Annotated in this window: 16 protein-coding genes; 13 read left to right on the top strand and 3 right to left on the bottom strand. The window is 67.9% G+C overall.

Annotation, left to right across the window (positions count from 1 at the left end; translation table 11 throughout):
• Nucleotides 1-5 precede the first annotated feature (5 nt).
• The 9 genes from AC1DMS_RS04905 to AC1DMS_RS04865 all read left to right on the top strand — a co-directional run bounded on the left by AC1DMS_RS04905 (nucleotide 6) and on the right by AC1DMS_RS04865 (nucleotide 10,288).
• Entirely contained in the window at nucleotides 6-998 is a 993-nt protein-coding gene (locus tag AC1DMS_RS04905) for a Bug family tripartite tricarboxylate transporter substrate binding protein (protein WP_418145506.1), read from the top strand.
• 29 nt (nucleotides 999-1,027) lie between these two features.
• The gene (locus AC1DMS_RS04900; RefSeq protein WP_478180709.1) at nucleotides 1,028-2,191 is read left to right on the top strand and encodes an FAD-dependent monooxygenase; all 1,164 of its coding nucleotides are present in this window, start codon (nucleotides 1,028-1,030) and stop codon (nucleotides 2,189-2,191) included.
• A 31-nt stretch (nucleotides 2,192-2,222) separates the two neighbouring features.
• The gene (locus tag AC1DMS_RS04895) at nucleotides 2,223-2,444 is read left to right on the top strand and encodes a recombinase-like helix-turn-helix domain-containing protein (RefSeq protein WP_018904663.1); all 222 of its coding nucleotides are present in this window, start codon (nucleotides 2,223-2,225) and stop codon (nucleotides 2,442-2,444) included.
• Between the two features lie 13 nt (nucleotides 2,445-2,457).
• Nucleotides 2,458-3,501 carry a Rieske 2Fe-2S domain-containing protein gene (locus AC1DMS_RS04890; RefSeq protein WP_478180708.1) on the top strand — a complete coding sequence of 348 codons (1,044 nt, stop codon included), beginning with the start codon at nucleotides 2,458-2,460 and terminating at the stop codon, nucleotides 3,499-3,501.
• Between the two features lie 18 nt (nucleotides 3,502-3,519).
• Nucleotides 3,520-4,488: a PDR/VanB family oxidoreductase gene (locus tag AC1DMS_RS04885; RefSeq protein ID WP_478180707.1), complete on the top strand. Its 969-nt coding sequence runs from the start codon at nucleotides 3,520-3,522 to the stop codon at nucleotides 4,486-4,488.
• A 35-nt stretch (nucleotides 4,489-4,523) separates the two neighbouring features.
• On the top strand, nucleotides 4,524-5,630 hold the full coding sequence (locus tag AC1DMS_RS04880) for a porin (protein WP_478180706.1): 1,107 nt from the start codon (nucleotides 4,524-4,526) through the stop codon (nucleotides 5,628-5,630).
• A gap of 44 nt (nucleotides 5,631-5,674) precedes the next feature.
• Nucleotides 5,675-6,988, top strand: a complete 1,314-nt coding sequence (locus AC1DMS_RS04875) for an MFS transporter (RefSeq protein WP_478180705.1) — start codon at nucleotides 5,675-5,677, stop codon at nucleotides 6,986-6,988.
• Nucleotides 6,989-7,634: 646 nt separating this feature from the next.
• The gene (locus tag AC1DMS_RS04870; RefSeq protein ID WP_278877584.1) at nucleotides 7,635-9,860 is read left to right on the top strand and encodes a M1 family metallopeptidase; all 2,226 of its coding nucleotides are present in this window, start codon (nucleotides 7,635-7,637) and stop codon (nucleotides 9,858-9,860) included.
• 17 nt (nucleotides 9,861-9,877) lie between these two features.
• The gene (locus AC1DMS_RS04865) at nucleotides 9,878-10,288 is read left to right on the top strand and encodes a hypothetical protein (RefSeq protein ID WP_307592417.1); all 411 of its coding nucleotides are present in this window, start codon (nucleotides 9,878-9,880) and stop codon (nucleotides 10,286-10,288) included.
• Nucleotides 10,289-10,615: 327 nt separating this feature from the next.
• Here AC1DMS_RS04865 and AC1DMS_RS04860 read toward each other — a convergent pair whose 3' ends face one another.
• A complete protein-coding gene (locus AC1DMS_RS04860) occupies nucleotides 10,616-11,365 on the bottom strand; it encodes a transporter substrate-binding domain-containing protein (protein ID WP_478180704.1) in 750 nt (249 codons plus the stop codon).
• Between the two features lie 59 nt (nucleotides 11,366-11,424).
• On the bottom strand, nucleotides 11,425-12,246 hold the full coding sequence (locus tag AC1DMS_RS04855; RefSeq protein WP_478180703.1) for a substrate-binding domain-containing protein: 822 nt from the start codon (nucleotides 12,244-12,246) through the stop codon (nucleotides 11,425-11,427).
• 136 nt (nucleotides 12,247-12,382) lie between these two features.
• On the opposite strand from AC1DMS_RS04855, the gene AC1DMS_RS04850 reads away from it, so the two are divergent.
• Together AC1DMS_RS04850 and AC1DMS_RS04845 are read left to right on the top strand one after the other, a co-directional pair.
• Complete coding sequence (locus tag AC1DMS_RS04850; protein ID WP_478180702.1) at nucleotides 12,383-13,156, top strand: helix-turn-helix transcriptional regulator; 774 nt, start codon at nucleotides 12,383-12,385, stop codon at nucleotides 13,154-13,156.
• Between the two features lie 38 nt (nucleotides 13,157-13,194).
• The gene (locus AC1DMS_RS04845) at nucleotides 13,195-14,106 is read left to right on the top strand and encodes a DMT family transporter (RefSeq protein WP_478180701.1); all 912 of its coding nucleotides are present in this window, start codon (nucleotides 13,195-13,197) and stop codon (nucleotides 14,104-14,106) included.
• Here AC1DMS_RS04845 and AC1DMS_RS04840 read toward each other — a convergent pair.
• Entirely contained in the window at nucleotides 14,092-14,376 is a 285-nt protein-coding gene (locus AC1DMS_RS04840) for a DUF1488 family protein (RefSeq protein WP_012748248.1), read from the bottom strand. The two genes, AC1DMS_RS04845 and AC1DMS_RS04840, sit on opposite strands and share 15 nt — an antisense overlap.
• A gap of 127 nt (nucleotides 14,377-14,503) precedes the next feature.
• Here AC1DMS_RS04840 and AC1DMS_RS04835 point away from each other — a divergent pair, with 127 nt between their 5' ends.
• Both AC1DMS_RS04835 and AC1DMS_RS04830 read left to right on the top strand, forming a co-directional pair.
• Nucleotides 14,504-15,655 (top strand): ATP-binding protein, encoded by a 1,152-nt coding sequence (locus AC1DMS_RS04835; RefSeq protein ID WP_478180700.1) that lies wholly within the window; start codon nucleotides 14,504-14,506, stop codon nucleotides 15,653-15,655.
• Between the two features lie 137 nt (nucleotides 15,656-15,792).
• Entirely contained in the window at nucleotides 15,793-16,251 is a 459-nt protein-coding gene (locus AC1DMS_RS04830) for a hypothetical protein (RefSeq protein ID WP_478180699.1), read from the top strand.
• The last annotated feature ends 32 nt before the right edge of the window (nucleotides 16,252-16,283 follow it).

Raw genomic sequence — 16,283 nt, 5'->3', positions numbered from 1 at the left:
CCACCATGCAACGACGCCTTTCCCTTTCCCTTGTGTTCGCCGCGCTGTCGGCCTTTGCCATCGCTTCGCCCGCGCAGGCGCAGGGCGAGGTGCAGAAGCAGCTCTCGAGCGAGCGCTTCACCATCGTCTCGCCGTTCCCGCCCGGCGGTCCGGTCGACACGCTGGCGCGCGTGCTGTCGGACGGGCTCGCCAAGCGCTACGGCCAGGCCGCGGTGGTCGAGAACCTGGTCGGCGCGGCCGGCAACATCGGCATCGACAAGGTCAAGCGCGCCAAGGGCGACGGCCACACGCTGCTCGTGGTGCCCGCGGGCAACCTCACGATCAACCCCACCTTGATGCCGAACTTCCCGTTCGACATCGAGAAGGACTTCGTGCCCGTCACCATGCTGGCCAAGGCGCCCAACGTGCTGGTGGCCTCGCCCTCGTCGGGCATCAAGAGCGCGAAGGAGCTGGTGGCGCGGGCCAAGGCCAAGCCCGATTCGCTCTCGTACGCCTCGCCCGGCGTGGGCAGCGGCCTGCACCTGGCGGGCGAGCTGTTCAAGCAGCAGGCCGGCATCGAGATGCTGCACGTACCCTACAAGGGCACCGCGCCCGCGCTCAACGACGTGCTCGGCGGCGCGGTGCCGCTGATGTTCAGCAACCTGCCCGCGACCATGCCCTTCATCAAGAACGGCAAGCTGGTGGCGCTGGGCGTGACCGAGGCCGCGCGCAGCCCGGCCGCGCCCGACATTCCGACGCTGGCGGAGCAGGGCATCCAGGGCGTGGCCGTGACCTCGTGGTATGGCCTGCTGGCGCCCAAGGGCACGCCGCCCGCCGTGGTCGAGCAGCTCGCGAAAGACGCCGCGGAGATGCTGGCGCAGCCCGACGTGCGCGAGCGCCTGAAAGCCCAAGGCATGACGGATGCAGCGATGAAGCCGGCCGCGTTTGCCGCGCACATCCGCGAAGAAACAGCCGTGTGGGCCAGGATCATCAAGGCCCGCAACATCGTGGCCGAGTGAGTCGCGAACAACAAAAAGGGGAGACACCCATGAAGACAAGCGAATCCACCATCGGCATCGTCGGCGCGGGCATCGGCGGCCTGGTGGCGGCCATCGCGCTGCGGCGCGCCGGGCACGACGTGGCCGTGTTCGAGCAGGCGAAGCAGTTCGCCCGCGTCGGTGCGGACATCAACCTCACGCCCAATGCGGTGCGTGCGCTGGACGGCCTCGGCGTGGGCGAGGCCGCGCGGGTCACGGCGGCCCGGCCTTCGCACCGCATCAGCCGCACCTACGACACGGGCGAGGAAACCTCGCGCCTCGAGATGGCCGATTCGGCCGAGCAGCGCTACGGTGCACCGCAGCTCACCATCCACCGCGCCGATCTGCTGGCTGCGCTGGCCGACATGTTCCCGGCCGAGTGCGTGGCGCTGGGCAAGCGCGCGGAGACCATCGCGGCGGACGAGAAGGGCGTGAGCCTCTCGTTCAGCGACGGCACCGGCGCCCGCGTCGGCGCGCTGCTCGGCGCCGACGGCATCCACTCGTGCGTGCGCACCGCCATGTTCGGCGCCGAGAGCCCGCGCTTCACCGGCATCGTCGCCTATCGCGCCGTGGTGCCCGCCGAGCGCGTGGCGGGCGTGCCGAACCTCGGTGCCTTCACCAAGTGGTGGGGCCCGAATCCGCAGAGCCAGATCGTCACGTTCCCGCTCAACCGCGGCAGGGACATCTTCATCTTCGCGACCACGCCGCAGGACACCTGGCATCTCGAATCCTGGACCGCGCCCGGCAGCGTCGACGAACTGCGCGAGCAGTACGTGGCCTACCACCCCGAGGCGCGCGCCCTGCTCGACGCCTGCGACACGGTGCTGAAGACCGCGCTGTACGAGCGCGACCCCATGCCGGCCTGGGCCGCCGGCCGCATGGCCCTGCTCGGCGATGCCGCGCACCCGATGCTGCCCTTCATGGCGCAGGGTGCGGGCATGGCGATCGAAGACGCCGTGGTGCTGTCGCGCCACCTCGAAGGCATTGCCATGGCCGATGTGCCCTCTGCGCTGCAGGCCTACCAGGCCGCGCGCATCGAGCGCGCCAGCCAGGTGCAGCTTGGCTCGCGCGGCAACAACTGGCTGCGCGAAGGCGGCAATGCCGACTGGGTCTATGGCTATGACGCCTGGGCCGTGCCGCTGGGCGCCCCCGCGGGCGCCACTGCCACCGCCTGATTCACATCCACCTCACCCCACGGAGGCAACCATGCAACAAGACCGCTACCTGCAACCGCACCAGGCGCGCCAGCGCCCCGCGACCACCTATGAAGACCTGCTGGGCGACGTGATCGAGCGCGCCTTTGCCGACGGCATCCACGACCTGCCCAGCCTCGTGCAGCGCCTGAACGACAGCGGCCTGGCCACACCCGGCGGCCAGCCCTGGACCGAGGCGCTGTACCGCAAGGAAATGGCCACGCTGGCCGCCTGAGGAGCATCACACCATGACCATCGCCATCACCCCCGTTGCCGCAGACCCGGTCGACCACCTGCTCGAGATCGGCCTGAAGGATCTCTGGTACCCGATCTGCCCCTCGCACTTCATCAAGGAGAACCCCGTCTCGCTGCGCCGCCTGGGCCGCAAGATCGCGCTGTGGCGCGACGGCGAAGGCGTGCTGCATGCGCTGGAAGACCGCTGCCCGCACCGCGGCGCGCCGCTGTCGCAGGGCGTGGTGCTGGGCGACCGGCTCTCGTGCCCCTACCACGGCGTGGAAGTGCGCCATGACGGCGTCGTCACGCGCGTGCCCGGCAGCCCGGGCTGCAAGCTCGAAGGCTCGCAGGCCACGCGGCACTTCCATGTGCAGGAACGCGCGGGCGCGGTGTTCCTCTACAACGGGAAGGAATCGGTCGACGTGCCGCCGCCGCTCGTGCTGCCCGAGCAGCTCACGGACGACGCCGAGTATTCGAGCTTCCTTTGCTACACCGAGTGGAAGGGCGACTACCGCTACGTGCTCGACAACGTGATGGACCCGATGCACGGCACCTACCTGCACAAGCAGTCGCATTCGATGGCCGAGGGCGATTCGACGGCCAAGTTCGGCATCCGCCAGACCGACACCGGCTTCGTGTTCGAGAAGGAAGGCCAGCGCAACGTCAACTTCGACTGGACCGAATGGGCCGACACCGGCATCCACTGGATGCGCCTGGAAATTCCATATCCGAAGACCGGCGGCCCCGGCGGCAACTTCATCATCGTCGGCGCCTTCTCGCCGATCGCGAAGGGCATGACGGCCACCTTCTTCTGGCGCGTGCGCAAGCTGCCGCGGGGCTGGGAGCGCGACACCTGGCGCTTCCTCTACAAGAACCGCCTGGAGGCGCGCCACTGGCACGTGCTCGAGCAGGACCGCGTGATGCTCGAAGAGATGGAGCCCGACGCCAACCAGCACGAGAACCTCTACCAGCACGACCTGGGCATCGTGCGGCTGCGCCGCCACATGCGCAATCTCGCGCAAGCACAGCTCGCAGAAGCTGCCGCGGCCGCGGCCTGATCCATAGAAAGCCTTGCCATGTCTTCCCCCACGCTGAACGCCCTGGTGCACACGATGCGCTACGAGGCCGACGGCATCGTCAGCGTCGAGTTCCGGCCGGCTTCGCCCGAGACGGAGTTTCCCGCCTTCGAGGCCGGCTCCCACATCGACCTGCACCTGCCCAACGGGCTGGTGCGCAGCTACTCGCTGTGCAACCCGGCGAGCGACCGCCAGCGCTACGTGGTCGGCGTGCTCAACGACCGCAAGAGCCGCGGCGGCTCGCGCTATGTGCACCAGCAATTGCGCGTGGGCATGACGCTGCCGATCTCGGTGCCGCGCAACAACTTCAAGCTCGAAGAGAGCGCGGATCATTCGGTGCTGGTGGCCGGCGGCATCGGCGTGACGCCCATCTGGTGCATGCTGCAGCGGCTCGCGGCCCTGGGCAGGCCGGTGGAACTGGTCTACTGCGCGCGCACCCGCAAGGAGGCCGCCTTCTGCGAGGCGATCGAGGCGCTGGCGCGCGAGCATGCGGTGCCGGTCACCTGGCATTTCGACGAAGAGAAGGGCGCGCCGCCCGACCTGGCCGCGCTGCTGGCCGGCAAGGGTGCCGCCAGCCACTACTACTGCTGCGGCCCCACGCCGATGCTCGATGCCTTCGAGAAGAGCTGCGAGGCGCTGGGCTATGCCCATGCCCACATCGAGCGCTTTGCCGCGGTGCACGTGGAGGCGCCGAGCGCCACGCAAAGCTGCGTGGTCGAGTGCGCCAAGAGCGGAAGGAGCGTCGAGGTGCCGCCCGGCAAGTCGATCCTCGACAGCCTGATCGATGCCGGCCTGAACCCCGACCACAGCTGCAAGGAAGGCGTCTGCGGCGCCTGCGAAACCGCGGTGCTCGAAGGCGAGATCGACCACCACGACGGCATCCTCACCAAGATCGAACGCGCGTCCAACAAGACCATGATGATCTGCGTGTCTCGCTGCAAGGGCGAGCGGCTGGTGCTCGACATCTGAGGCCGCCGGCCAGAGAAAAACCAACCCGAAATCCAATGAAAAAATACTTGATCACGCTGGCTGCGGCCAGCGCGGCTGGCGGAGCGCTGGCCCAATCTTCCGTCACGCTCTTCGGCGTGGTCGACGCGGCCGTCACCTACACGCGCGGCAGCGGCGACGGGTCGGCCCACAAGACGCAGCTGACCAACAGCGGCAACATGTTCAGCCGCCTCGGCTTTCGCGGCACGGAAGACCTGGGCGGCGGGTACTCGGCCAACTTCTGGATGGAGATGGGCCTGCAGAACGACAGCGGCACGGGCTTTCCGTCGAACTCGAACAACCAGGCCAGCGGCAACGGCCCGGCGGGCGTGCTGAGCTTCAACCGCCGCTCGACGGTGAGCCTCGCGGGCCCGTTCGGCGAAGTGCGCCTGGGCCGCGACTACGTGCCGGCATTCTGGAACACGGCCATCTTCGATCCCTTTGGCACGGGCGGCGGCATCGGCGCCAACCAGATCTATTTCTCGGGCCTGGGCGGCCTGGTCGCACCGACCGGCACGCGCGCCTCGAACAGCATCGGCTACTTCCTGCCCGCGAACCTCGGCGGCTTCTACGGGCAGGTGATGTATGCGATGGGCGAGAACGATTCGAACGCGCTGCTGCCGGGCACCAGGGTGCCAAGCAAGCATGACGGCGAACACACCGGCGCGCGCTTCGGCTACCAGAGCGGCGGCCTGCACGTGGCCATTGCCACCGGCCGCACGCGCTATGCGAGCGGCGACCTGCGCGTGACCAACCTGGGCGCGGCCTACAGCTTCGGCCCTTCGCTCATGAACCTCAAGCTCACGAGCGAGCTGTACAAGGAATCGAAGGGCAGCACCGACGCCAAGGGCGTGCTCGTCGGCTTCCAGCTGCCCATCGGGCCGGGCGAGATCAAGGCCTCGTATGCACGCTACAAGCTGGAGCCCGCGAACGCGGTGCGCGAGCCCACCTCGTCGAAACTGGCCATCGGCTACGTGCACAACCTGTCCAGGCGCAGCGCGCTGTACGGCACGCTCGCGCGCATCAGCAACAGGAACGGCGCCGCGCAGGCGCTGGCGGGTGCCATCACCATGCCGGGCCGCTCGTCCAGCGGCGTCGAGCTGGGCATGCGGCACATGTTCTAGGCGCAGGGCGCGCCAGCACCATCCACGCAAAAAAGGCCCGGGCCATGCACAGCAAGAACTTTCGTTGGTACGGCGTCGCCACGCTGTTCGTGATCGTCGCGATCTCCTACGTGGACCGCATCAACATCGCGGTGCTGATCACCGACGCCGCGTTCCTCAGCCACGCGGGCATTGCCGCTTCCGACCGCGTGAGCCAGGGCTTTTTGGCCACGGCCTTCATGCTGGGCTACGGCGTATCGGCCTTCGTGCTCACGCCGTTCTGCTCGGCCTTGTTCGGCGCGCGCCGCAGCCTGGTCTACGGCCTCATCTTGTGGGGCGTGGTGACCTGGGCCTCGCCCCTGTTCGACAGCTACGGCCTGCTGCTGGCCTCGCGCGTGCTGCTGGGCGTGTCGGAAGGACCGCTGTTCTCGCTCGCGTCGTCCTACATCAAGGCGCACTTCAGGAGCGACGAGAACGGCAAGCCCAATGCGCTCGTGAACATGGGCACGGGGCTCGGGCTGGCGGTGGGCTATCCGCTGGTGGGCTACCTGCTCACGCGCTTCGCGTGGGACAGCTCCTTCCATGTGCTGGGGGTCCTCAACATCGCACTGGGCATTCCGCTGGTGCTGGCCTTCGTGCGCATGCCGGCGGGCCATGAAGACGGGGCCAGGCCGTCTTCCCTTGGCGAGGCGATGGCGCGCGTCGGCGGCATCGTGCGGGGTGCGCTGCACTCGCGCAACCTGTTCATCATCACGCTGCTCACTTCGGCGGCGCTGGCCTATCTCTGGGGCAGCAGCAACTGGCTGCCGACCTACCTGCGCGAGGCGCGCGGCTTCTCGCTGCGCGAGATGGGCTGGATCGCGTCGGCGCCGCAGTACGCCACGGTGCTTGCGGTGTTCGTGGGCGGCGTGCTGATCGACAGGCTCGGGCGCGACCGCGTGCCGTTCATCTTCATGGGCGCGAGCGCGGGCGTGGCGCTGTCGGTGCTCATGGCCATCAACGCACGCGATCCGTATGCGGCCGCATGCTGCCTGGTGGCGGCCAATTTCTTCTGGGGCCTGCAGAGCCCGGCCATTCCGAGCACGGTGCAGCATTGCTCGCGGCCCGAGCACACGGCCAGCGCCTTCGGCGTGACGAACGGCGCGGGCAGCCTGGTGGCGGCCTTCATGCCGGCGCTGATGGGCGGCGTGATCAGCGCGGTGTCGCACGGCGGCGGCGCGGGTGCGGCCGTGACCGCGGCTTCCTCGGCGGCGGGCTTCTTTGCGGGCTTTGCGCTGCTCATCGGCACGCAGGCGGTGGTGTTCGCCTGCGGACTGCTGCTGTGGTGGCGCGAACGCGCGCAGCGCATGACTGCGGTCTCTGGTTCACAACTTTCGTAGCGGCGGCGCTCGCTGGAACCTTCGTACTGTGGCTGCTGCGTCACAGCGAACGGGCCCCGTGCCTGCGGACCACGCGAGCCGATGCTGCGGGCGCAGAACCATCTTCGTATCGCATGGCCCGCAGCGCGGGCCATGACGCCATTCGACTTATGGCGCGCGAACATTTTGAGAGAGAAAAGTTCCGCGGGTCGTTGAGCTGCCAGATTCGATCAGCTACAACTGTGCGCACTTCAACGGACGAGGGAATGCGCGTGAAAACAAAGACAAGAGCCGCTTGCAGGCCTGCCGCTGCCGCTTCGGCGCCGGCCGTTCTTCCTTCGACGCGGCAGAGCGTCGCATCGATGCACGGGCACTGAGCCCGCTCCCACGCGCCGCCATCCGCGCCCGCACGTCTTCCATCACCGCGCCTTGACGGAAATGGCTCCGGTCACTCCGCGCATCCTGGGACCGCCGAAGCCCGAGCGGTGCGATCCGGCCTGAGCGTGCGTTCCTGACGAACCCGGTGTTCGGCGGGAGGGCGCTGTGCCGCCCGCCGTTTTCCGCGATTGGCTTTTCATCTCATCCCGCGTGCCATGTGCAGCGCCGGCTATCCGCTGGCGTTCGCAGTGCTGCGCATGTTCCTTACCCAGAGTACCCAGAGGCGATCATGAAAAAACTGAATACACCCGTCGTTCACCACCTGGCCCTCTCCGCCGTGATGCTTGCCGCCTTGACGGCGTGCGGCGGTGGCGGAGACGGCGGCGGCGGCGCATCGCTTGGCGGCGCCGGCCTTGGCGCGTCGTCGACGCTCGCAAGCGGCGCGCAGGATTCGAGCAAGGCACCCGAGGACGGTGCGCCTTCGTCGCAGGAATCGGCCGTGGCCGCGGTCGACCGCTCGGTGAAGCCGATGGAGCTGCCCGACACCGTCTGGCCCATCAACTACAAGCTGTGGTTCAGGCCCGATGCGGCGCTGAAGACCTTCGTGGGGCGCGGCGACGTGGAGATCGAGGTGCTCAAGCCGGTGGATGCCATTGTGGTTGCCGCGCACAACCTCAAGTTTGCGAACGGCCGCACCACCTTGCGCAAGCTGTCGAATCCTTCGGAGGTGATCGCGCTGGTGCCCACGCCGCAGACGCTGGGCGACTTTGTGCAACTGCGGCGCAACGACGGGCAGATCGCCAAGGGCAAGTACCTGCTGCACATGGAGTGGGACGGCAAGATCCAGTTCTCCGATGCGGAATATTGCCCGCCCGAGGAGATGGCCCGCAATCCGTTCTGCTCGGCCGCGACCGGCGTCTTCAAGGTGGGCCTTTCCACGCCCGAGGGCGTGAGCAGCGACGCGATCGTGACGCAGGGCGAAACCAACTATGCGCGGCAGTGGTTCCCGGGCTGGGACGAGCCGGCCTTCCGCCACAGCTTCGAGATCTCCGCCGAGGTGCCGGGCGACTGGCAGACCGTGTCGAACGCCGCGCAGAAGTCGGCCGTCAAGCTGCCCGACGGCTACCAGCAGGTGTCGTTCGAGAAGACCCCGTCGATGCCGATGTACCTCGCGTTCTTCGGCGGCGGCAAGTTCGATGTTCTGTCGGACACCTTCAAGAGCCCGCTCGACGGCAGCGAGATGCCGCTGCGCTGGTTCACGCCGCCGGGCCGCTCCACCTGGGCCAACTTTGCGATGGAGTGGACCAAGGTGGCGATGGACTACTACTACAACTACACCGGCATTCCACTGCCGTTCAAGAAGTTCGACACCGTGGCGGCCAACGACAGCTACGACAACAAGCCCAACACAGGCTTCGGCGGCATGGAGAACTGGGGTTCGATCTTCGAGTTTGCCGACCGCGTGCTGACCAAGCCGGGCGAAACGCCCACGCTGTATTCGGTGACGGTGGTGACGCACGAGATCGCGCACCAGTGGTTCGGCGACCTCGTCACGCTCGACTGGTGGGACAACGTGTGGCTCAATGAATCGTTCGCGCGCTGGTTCGACCGCCGCACCACGATCAAGTTCCACCCCGACTACTACAGCTTTTCCGACTACGTGCTCGACAAGCACACCGTGATCGTGGCCGACCTGAAGGACACGGCGGTGCCGGTGCAGCGCAACCTCAACGATGCGGGCTCGTTCGGCTTCATCAGCCCGTCGATCTTCGTCTACAACAAGGGCAGCCACGTCCTGGAGACGGTGCAGAACTACATCGGCGAGGAGGCGATGCAGAAGGGCCTGCAGATCTACCTGAAGGATTACGCCTTCGGCAACGCGACGCCGTCGCGGCTGTGGACCTCGCTGGAGAAGGCGAGCGGCGGCAAGAAGGTGGCGGACATCGGCGACAGCTTCATCCGCCAGACCGGCGTGCCGCTGCTGACGGTGGACGCGCAATGCGCGGGCGACCGCACCTTCGTGTCGATCAGCCAGGAGTCGTTCCCCAACCAGAACGCCTATCCGGCCTCGACCTGGACCATTCCCGTGACGCTGGCCTACGGCGACGCGATGGAGCAGCGCAAGACCTTCGTCATGGCCACCAGCACCACGCAGCTGGAGCTTCCTGGCTGCACCGCGGTGCTGGCCGGGCCCACGGGGCAGGACTACTACGTGAGCAACTACAGCACGCAGTCGTGGAGCGACCTGCTGGCCAAGGCGCAGAACTTTGCGGACAACAAGCCGCTCCTGCTGAACATCGAGCGGGACGCGTTCCGCCTGCTGTCGGTGGGGCGCATCACGCAGGGGCAGTACGACCAGATCAAGGGCGTTCTCAACCTGCCGACGACGCTGCTCGCAAAGACCGAGGCAAGCCAGCAGAAGATGATGGCGCAGGACGCGGGCGGCAAGGAAGACTATCCGCATGCGCTGCGCTACCAGGGCAGCCTGAAGCTGCGCGAGAACCAGAAGCGCTGAGTCGAGGCCGCACGATCATGATGAACACACTCAACTGTGTTGCGGCCGGCCTGTCGTCGCTGCTCTTGCTGGCCGGCTGCGGCCAGCGCGCCGAGCCGGAGGCGCAGCTGGTCGGCGTCTACGCCGTGAAGACGAACGGCGCGCTGCGCGAGCTGGTCAAGATCGAGCGCCAGGGCGGCCGCTACATCATGCGAGACAAGGTACGCACCCCCGAGTGGAGCGAGCCGAAGATGCAGATGCAGCCGGTGACGCGCGAGCGCTGGAACCGGATCACCACCGACACCGCGAACACGGAGTTCGTCGGCGTGTCGAGCGACCAGCTCGCGATCTTCAAGGTGCCGCCGGGGTGGCAGAAGAACAGCTTCAAGACGGAGACCGGCTACTTCCTGTTCTATTCGCAGGGGCCGGTGGAAGCGTACAAGCTGTGATGCGGCGCTTGCGTTTGCGTTGAAGGGGAGGGCGCGGGAGCGGGTTCGGGTTCATTCAGGGCGCGTTCCCGCCGACGGGGTACCTTGCTCCGCGAATGTCCTCCGGCCTGCGGCCTCCCCCTTGATTTCGCTGCGCAAGGCACCCCATCAGCGTGAGCGTTGCAAAGAGCGGTCGTTGATCAGCGGTGCACCCAGAGCGTGTCCCAGTGCACAGGGCATCGGGTGCTCCCCGCAGCGAAATTAAGGAGGAGGCCGAAGGCCGGGGGACATTCGCGGAGGGGAGTACCCGGTGGCCTGTGCACGCGCCCCGAACAACAGCGCCAAGAACTATGGCCCGGTTGAGCCCGGCGCCACGATCGCCCCCTCGATGCGATGACGCCGAAGCGCATCGGCAACAAAGCCACTCGCCTTCATCTCCTCGACAAAGGCAGACAGTAGCGCCTGCGCCTCCGCACCGCGGCTTGCGGGCGTGCCCATGGCCTGCTGGATCACCATGAAACGGCCGGGCAGCACGCGCACACCCGGCTCGCGCCGCGCCTCGGCCTCGAGCAGCTGGCGAATGCCGGCGGCCACCTCTACCGCGCCCGAACGCAGTGCCGCCAATGCGGCGGCCGCGCCCTGGAGCCGGACGATCTCGGCCTGCTCGATCTCGCGCGTGAGGAACAGGTCGTAGGCGCTGCCCGCGCCGACCGAGATGCGATGGCCCCTGGCATCGACCTGCGCGTTGTCGGTGAGCGCTGATGGCTCGCGCACGAGATAGCTGCCTTCGATCAGCACATAAGGCGCGGTGAACAGCAGCCCTTCGCTGCGCGCCGGGTCGATCGCGAAGAAGCCGATGTCGGCCTTCTCGTTCTTCACCGCGTCGACCGATGCCGCCGCCTTCTCGAACACCACCAGCTCGATGCCCACGCCAAGCCGCCGCCCGAACTCGCGCGCGAGATCGATCGATACGCCAACCGGTTCGCCGGTGGCCGCGTCCTTGTTCGCGAGGATCGGGTTGCCGAGGTTGATCGATGCGCGCAGCGTGCCGCCGGGCGCGAAGGCGGAGACAAGGGCAGGGGCAACAGCTTGGTTCATGGCGTGCATCGTCCGGGAAAGATGATGGACGCCAGTTTACTGAGCCCCGGGCTCAAGCCTCAGCGCGCCGTCAGCGGCTCCAGCCCCGTCTTCGCAATGGTCGGCGCCGCCTCGGGGGAGTTGAGATAGCGGATCAGCTGGCGCGCCGCATCGGGCTGCTTGGAGGTGGTGGCAATGCCGGCCGAGAACACCGTCACCTGCTGCACTTCCGCGGGCAGGGGGCCGATGTAGTCGATGCCCGCGATCGGCAGCAGCTCGCTCACCTGCTGCAGCCCGAGCGCCGCGTCGCCGCGCGCCACCACGGTGCCCACGCGCTCGCTCAGGATGCGCTTGCTCTTGGGCTTGACCTGGTCCTCGATGCCGAGCTTCTTGAGCAGTTCGGTCTCGTAGTAGGTGCCGCTGGCGCTGGCCGAATAGGCGATGGAAGGCGCTGCCAGCAGCGTGCGCTTGAGCGCATCGACCGTCGAGATGTCGGGCTTGGGCGCGCCCTTGCGCACCGCAAAGCCGATCGACGAGCGCACCAGGTCGACCTGGCTGCCGGGCACCACCTTGCCTTGCGCCACCAGCGAATCGAGCGCGGGCCGCGCGAGGATCACCACGTCGGCCGGCTCGTTGCGCGAGAGCCGGCTCGGAATGGAATCTTCGGCATTGCCCATGGAGGCGCCATACGCGGTCTTGACCGTGCGGCCGCTGCTGCGTTCGAAGCCGGGGCGCAAATCGTTGTACGCGGCCGTGAAGCCGCCCGAGGTCATCACGTGGATGTCGCCAGCCGCGGGCGGTGCGCTGCCGAAGCTGCCGCATGCGGCAAGAACGGATGCCGCGGCCAGCAGGCTGGCGCGGCGGGTCAGGCGGGCGAGCGAGAAGGTGGGGGTGGTCTTCATGGTGTCTCCGGATGAATCTCCCTCGATCGTAGGCAGCGAGGCTGTCAATCGGCCTTCAGCGCCTTCGGGGTAAACACCAGGGCCAGCGGCCCGGCTGGCAGAATCCGGGCGGGCGGCACTGCTGCCTTTCACACCCATGACCTACCTTCGCAGCGTGCTCTTCGAAAGCGGCTCCGTCAGCTGCCAGCTGGCCACGCTGGAGACGGCCGAGCCGGGCTGGAGCCCGCCTTATCGCGTGCAGGGGCCGCGCCTGCTGCTGCCGCTGAGCCAGCGCTTCGAATGCCGGCTGGGCGCGGACGCCTTCGTCTGCGATCCCGCGGCCGCGCTGTGGCTGTCGCCCGACGGACCCTACCAGTTGAAGCACCCGATGGCGGGCCAGCGCAGTGTGGTGGTCACGCTGGCCGAAGACCTGGCGCCGGCGGGCCGGGTGTACCTGCCGCTGGGCGGCCAACTGCTGCTGCGCCGATGCCTGCAGGCCCATGCGATGCAGGCGATCGATGCGCTCGAGGTGCAGGAACACCTGGCCGGCCTGGTCCAGAGCGTGCGGCCGGCCGACCGGCCGGCGCCGCCGAAGGTCCACCGCGCGGTCGAGCGCGCCCGCGACTATATCGCCGCGGCACCGGAGCGCAGCGACACGCTCGACGAGATCGCCAAGGCGGTCCATTGCTCGGCCTTCCACCTGGCGCGCCGCTTCCGCATGCACACGGGAACGAGCCTGCATGGCCTGCGCAACCAGCTGCGCATGACGCTCGCGCTCGATCGCCTGCGCGAAGGTGAGCCAAGCATCAGCGCGCTTGCGGCCGACCTGGGCTTTGCAAGCCATGCGCATTTCACGGTGGCCTTCCGGCGCGCCTTTGGCATGGCACCGAGCCAGATGCGCACGAATCTGGAAGCGCGCCGCCTGCATTGACCGAACACTGCGGGCTTCGCATTCAACGGAGCCAACAGATGACGGTCAATGTGCGCGTTTCAGCCGGCCTGGCCGCCGGAGTGGCCTCGGCGCTGATCGCGGGCATCTGGCAGGTGGCCACGCGCCATTCGACCACCACCACCATTGCTCCGGCCGACCTGGCGATCCTGCGCTACGGCATACCGGCGATCGTGCTCATGCCCGTGTGGCTGCGCGTCGGCCTGCTGCCGCGCGGGGTGCCGCTGCGGTGGCTGACCGGGATGGTGCTTGGCGCCGGGCTGCCTTTCGGGCTGGTGGCGATGAGCGGCACCAGGTTCGCCCCGTCGGCGCACATGGGTGTCTTCATGGCGGGCGCATGTCCGCTCTTTGCCGCGGGCCTGGCCTGGATGTTCTGGCGCGAACGCCCGGACCGCGCGCGGGCGCTCGGCCTGGTGTTCCTTGCGGCGGGCATCGGCATGCTGGGGGCGGGCAGTTTTCGCGGCGCCGATGCGGGCGCCTGGCGCGGCGATCTGCTCTTTCTTCTTGCGGCCGCGTTGTGGGCCGGTTTCACGCTGTCGTTCAGGCGCGCGGGACTTGGTGCATGGCAGGGCGCGGCGGTCGTCAGTGCCTGGTCGGCGATCCTGCTCGTGCCATGGCTGCTGTGGCGGGGCGGAACGGGCCTTGCCGATGCGCCGCTGCGCGACGTGCTGTGGCAGGCGCTGATGCAGGGTGCGGTCGCGGGCTTGCTGGGGCTGTGGATCTTCGGCGCGGCCGTTGCGCGCCTTGGTGCGTCGCAGGCGGCGGCGTTCGGAGGGCTGGCGCCGGTCTTCTCCGCGTTGGGCGGATGGTGGTGGCTGGCCGAGCCCGCCACGGGCATCGACCGGGTCGCGATTGCCAGCGCCGTGATCGGCGTGACGCTGGCCAGCGGTGCCTGCACGCGCAGTGCGCGCGTGGAATCAACCGCGGGGTAGGTCGAACTCGCGCAGCATCACCGGCTCGATCGAGCCCTGCGCCGCCCGCCGGCGCACGGCCGCTTCGAGCTGGTCCGCGTACTGCGCGTAGATTTCCATCGGGTCGTCGCCCTGCGCGCCGGGGCGGAAGCGGTAGCGCAGGACGTCCTTGCTGATGCTCGCGCCCATGTGTTGGCCATCGATGAGCACCCAGAAGCGGACCGTGCCCGAGGCCTCATGGAAGAAGGGTGGATCGACGGGGTCCGTCCCGGAAAGAGGCTGTTCAGACATGGCGTGTGTTCCGGTAGGAGGAGCCTCAGGATACGCTTCATCGAGTACCCTTTTTCTCCAGCGTCCGGGCGGTGGCTGTTGTGGCCGTGCCTCCTGTTGTCCTACACGGGCGCATACTCCGGCCAGCATGCGCCTGAGCCAATTCATCAAGGACAACATCGAACCCATCCTCGTCGAGTGGGAATCCTTTGCACGAACGATGATCCCGCCGGCGGAGACCATGTCCGTTGTCGAACTGCGGGACCATGCGCATGAAATCCTGCTGGCCATTGCCGGCGAAATGGAGTCGGCCCAGTCTGAAAGGCAGCGCGAAGCAAAGTCCAAGGGACTTGCGCTGCCGTTCCTCAAGGAGACTTTTGCCGCCGAACATGGTGGCCTGCGCCAGCGGGTGGGTTTCGACCTTTCCCAACTGGGCGCGGAATACCGCGCGCTGCGGGCCACGGTTCTTCGTTTGTGGATGGGACACGTCGGCACGGTCGATGCCGCGGTTCTGGAAGAAGTGATGCGCTTCAACGAAGGCATCGACCAGGGCCTTGCCGAGGCCATGGCCACCTATTCGGAGCACGTGGCCAATTCCAGGGACACCTTCCTGGCCGTGCTGGGACACGACCTGCGAAACCCGTTGAGCGCGCTCAGCTCCTGCATTCATCTGCTCGAACTGGCTGGCGAGGCGAGGCCCAAGGAGCGCACGCTGCAGATCGCCAGGCGAAGCATTGCGTCGATCAACGACATGGTCACCGACCTGCTTGAGTACACGCGCACCCGGCTCGGCCGCGGCATCGAAGTGGTTCCACAGGAAGGCGACCTGAGTGCGCTGTGCCAGGAGGCCTTCGACGAGGTCTGCGCGGCCTATCCCAAGCGGGAGCTCGTCGCCGAGCTTCCAGCCGATGTGGTGCTGATGTTCGATGCGCCCAGGATGCGCCAGGTCCTCACCAACCTGCTGAGCAACGCCGTGCAGCATGGAGACCCCGCCCATCCCGTGGCGCTGGTGATCCGGGACGAGGGAGCGCATGCGACCCTGATCGTCAAGAACCACGGAAGGCCGATTCCCCCCGATTCGATGCAGGTCATCTTCAACCCGCTGGTGCAGGTTGCGACACGCGAATCGGCGCCGCACGAGCGGCCCGCCACGAGCCTGGGGCTGGGTCTCTACATTGCGCGGGAGATCGTGACGGGGCACGGCGGCACCATCACCGTGACCTCCTCCGCGGCGGAAGGCACGGCATTCACCGTTCATCTGCCTCGCGGCGGCAAGCAGGCGACCCAGCCCGGCGGGTGATACCGGCAGGCGCCGCGCAGCTATCCATTGCATGGCACCGGCGACTGGGCCGGCCTGCCATGAAGACTTTGGACTACAAGCCGGCTTTCCGGCCGTGTCTAGCTTGGCCTTGTCGAAACACCAACAAGGAGATCTCGATGAAGCTGACACGACGTATTGCACCGACCCTGGTGGCGGTTTTGATGGGCGCCTGCGTGGCGCCGCTCGCATTGGCTGCGGGCGGCGGCTCCGGAGGAGGCGGTGGTGGCGGTGCCGGGGGCGGCGGAGGTGGCGGCAGCGGCGCCGGTGTAGGCGCGGGCGTTGGCGCAGGCGCCAACGGCAATGGCGCGGGCGCGGCCAGCGGCTCCAATGCCTCGGACAATGCCGCCACGCCGGCGACACCCGCCACGCCTGCAACACCGGCCACGGCCACATCGCCTGCAACGCCAGCCACGCCTGCGACACCGGCCACGCCGTCGCCGCAGTCTTCTTCTTCTTCGTCCTCGGCATCGTCCACGATGTCTGCCACGCCCGCGACGCCGGCCGTGCCGGGCTCCAAGGCCGACAGCACCACGACGACGCCTGCGGTGCCCGCAACGCCGGCAACGAAGAGATAAGGAGCGAAGTCAGGCCAGCTGCCCGCTGGATG

Source organism: Variovorax sp. 05T418 (assembly GCF_056396385.1).
This window is presented reverse-complemented; position numbering and strand designations above follow the sequence as displayed.

Coding starts and splice junctions, on each gene's coding strand:
- AC1DMS_RS04830 (WP_478180699.1), top strand. CDS start 15,793: ATGAAGCTGACACGACGTATTGCACCGACCCTGGTGGCGGTTTTGATG.
- AC1DMS_RS04905 (WP_418145506.1), top strand. CDS start 6: ATGCAACGACGCCTTTCCCTTTCCCTTGTGTTCGCCGCGCTGTCGGCC.
- AC1DMS_RS04850 (WP_478180702.1), top strand. CDS start 12,383: ATGACCTACCTTCGCAGCGTGCTCTTCGAAAGCGGCTCCGTCAGCTGC.
- AC1DMS_RS04870 (WP_278877584.1), top strand. CDS start 7,635: ATGAAAAAACTGAATACACCCGTCGTTCACCACCTGGCCCTCTCCGCC.
- AC1DMS_RS04875 (WP_478180705.1), top strand. CDS start 5,675: ATGCACAGCAAGAACTTTCGTTGGTACGGCGTCGCCACGCTGTTCGTG.
- AC1DMS_RS04840 (WP_012748248.1), bottom strand. CDS start 14,376: ATGTCTGAACAGCCTCTTTCCGGGACGGACCCCGTCGATCCACCCTTC.
- AC1DMS_RS04895 (WP_018904663.1), top strand. CDS start 2,223: ATGCAACAAGACCGCTACCTGCAACCGCACCAGGCGCGCCAGCGCCCC.
- AC1DMS_RS04900 (WP_478180709.1), top strand. CDS start 1,028: ATGAAGACAAGCGAATCCACCATCGGCATCGTCGGCGCGGGCATCGGC.
- AC1DMS_RS04885 (WP_478180707.1), top strand. CDS start 3,520: ATGTCTTCCCCCACGCTGAACGCCCTGGTGCACACGATGCGCTACGAG.
- AC1DMS_RS04845 (WP_478180701.1), top strand. CDS start 13,195: ATGACGGTCAATGTGCGCGTTTCAGCCGGCCTGGCCGCCGGAGTGGCC.
- AC1DMS_RS04880 (WP_478180706.1), top strand. CDS start 4,524: ATGAAAAAATACTTGATCACGCTGGCTGCGGCCAGCGCGGCTGGCGGA.
- AC1DMS_RS04855 (WP_478180703.1), bottom strand. CDS start 12,246: ATGAAGACCACCCCCACCTTCTCGCTCGCCCGCCTGACCCGCCGCGCC.
- AC1DMS_RS04865 (WP_307592417.1), top strand. CDS start 9,878: ATGATGAACACACTCAACTGTGTTGCGGCCGGCCTGTCGTCGCTGCTC.
- AC1DMS_RS04860 (WP_478180704.1), bottom strand. CDS start 11,365: ATGAACCAAGCTGTTGCCCCTGCCCTTGTCTCCGCCTTCGCGCCCGGC.
- AC1DMS_RS04890 (WP_478180708.1), top strand. CDS start 2,458: ATGACCATCGCCATCACCCCCGTTGCCGCAGACCCGGTCGACCACCTG.
- AC1DMS_RS04835 (WP_478180700.1), top strand. CDS start 14,504: ATGCGCCTGAGCCAATTCATCAAGGACAACATCGAACCCATCCTCGTC.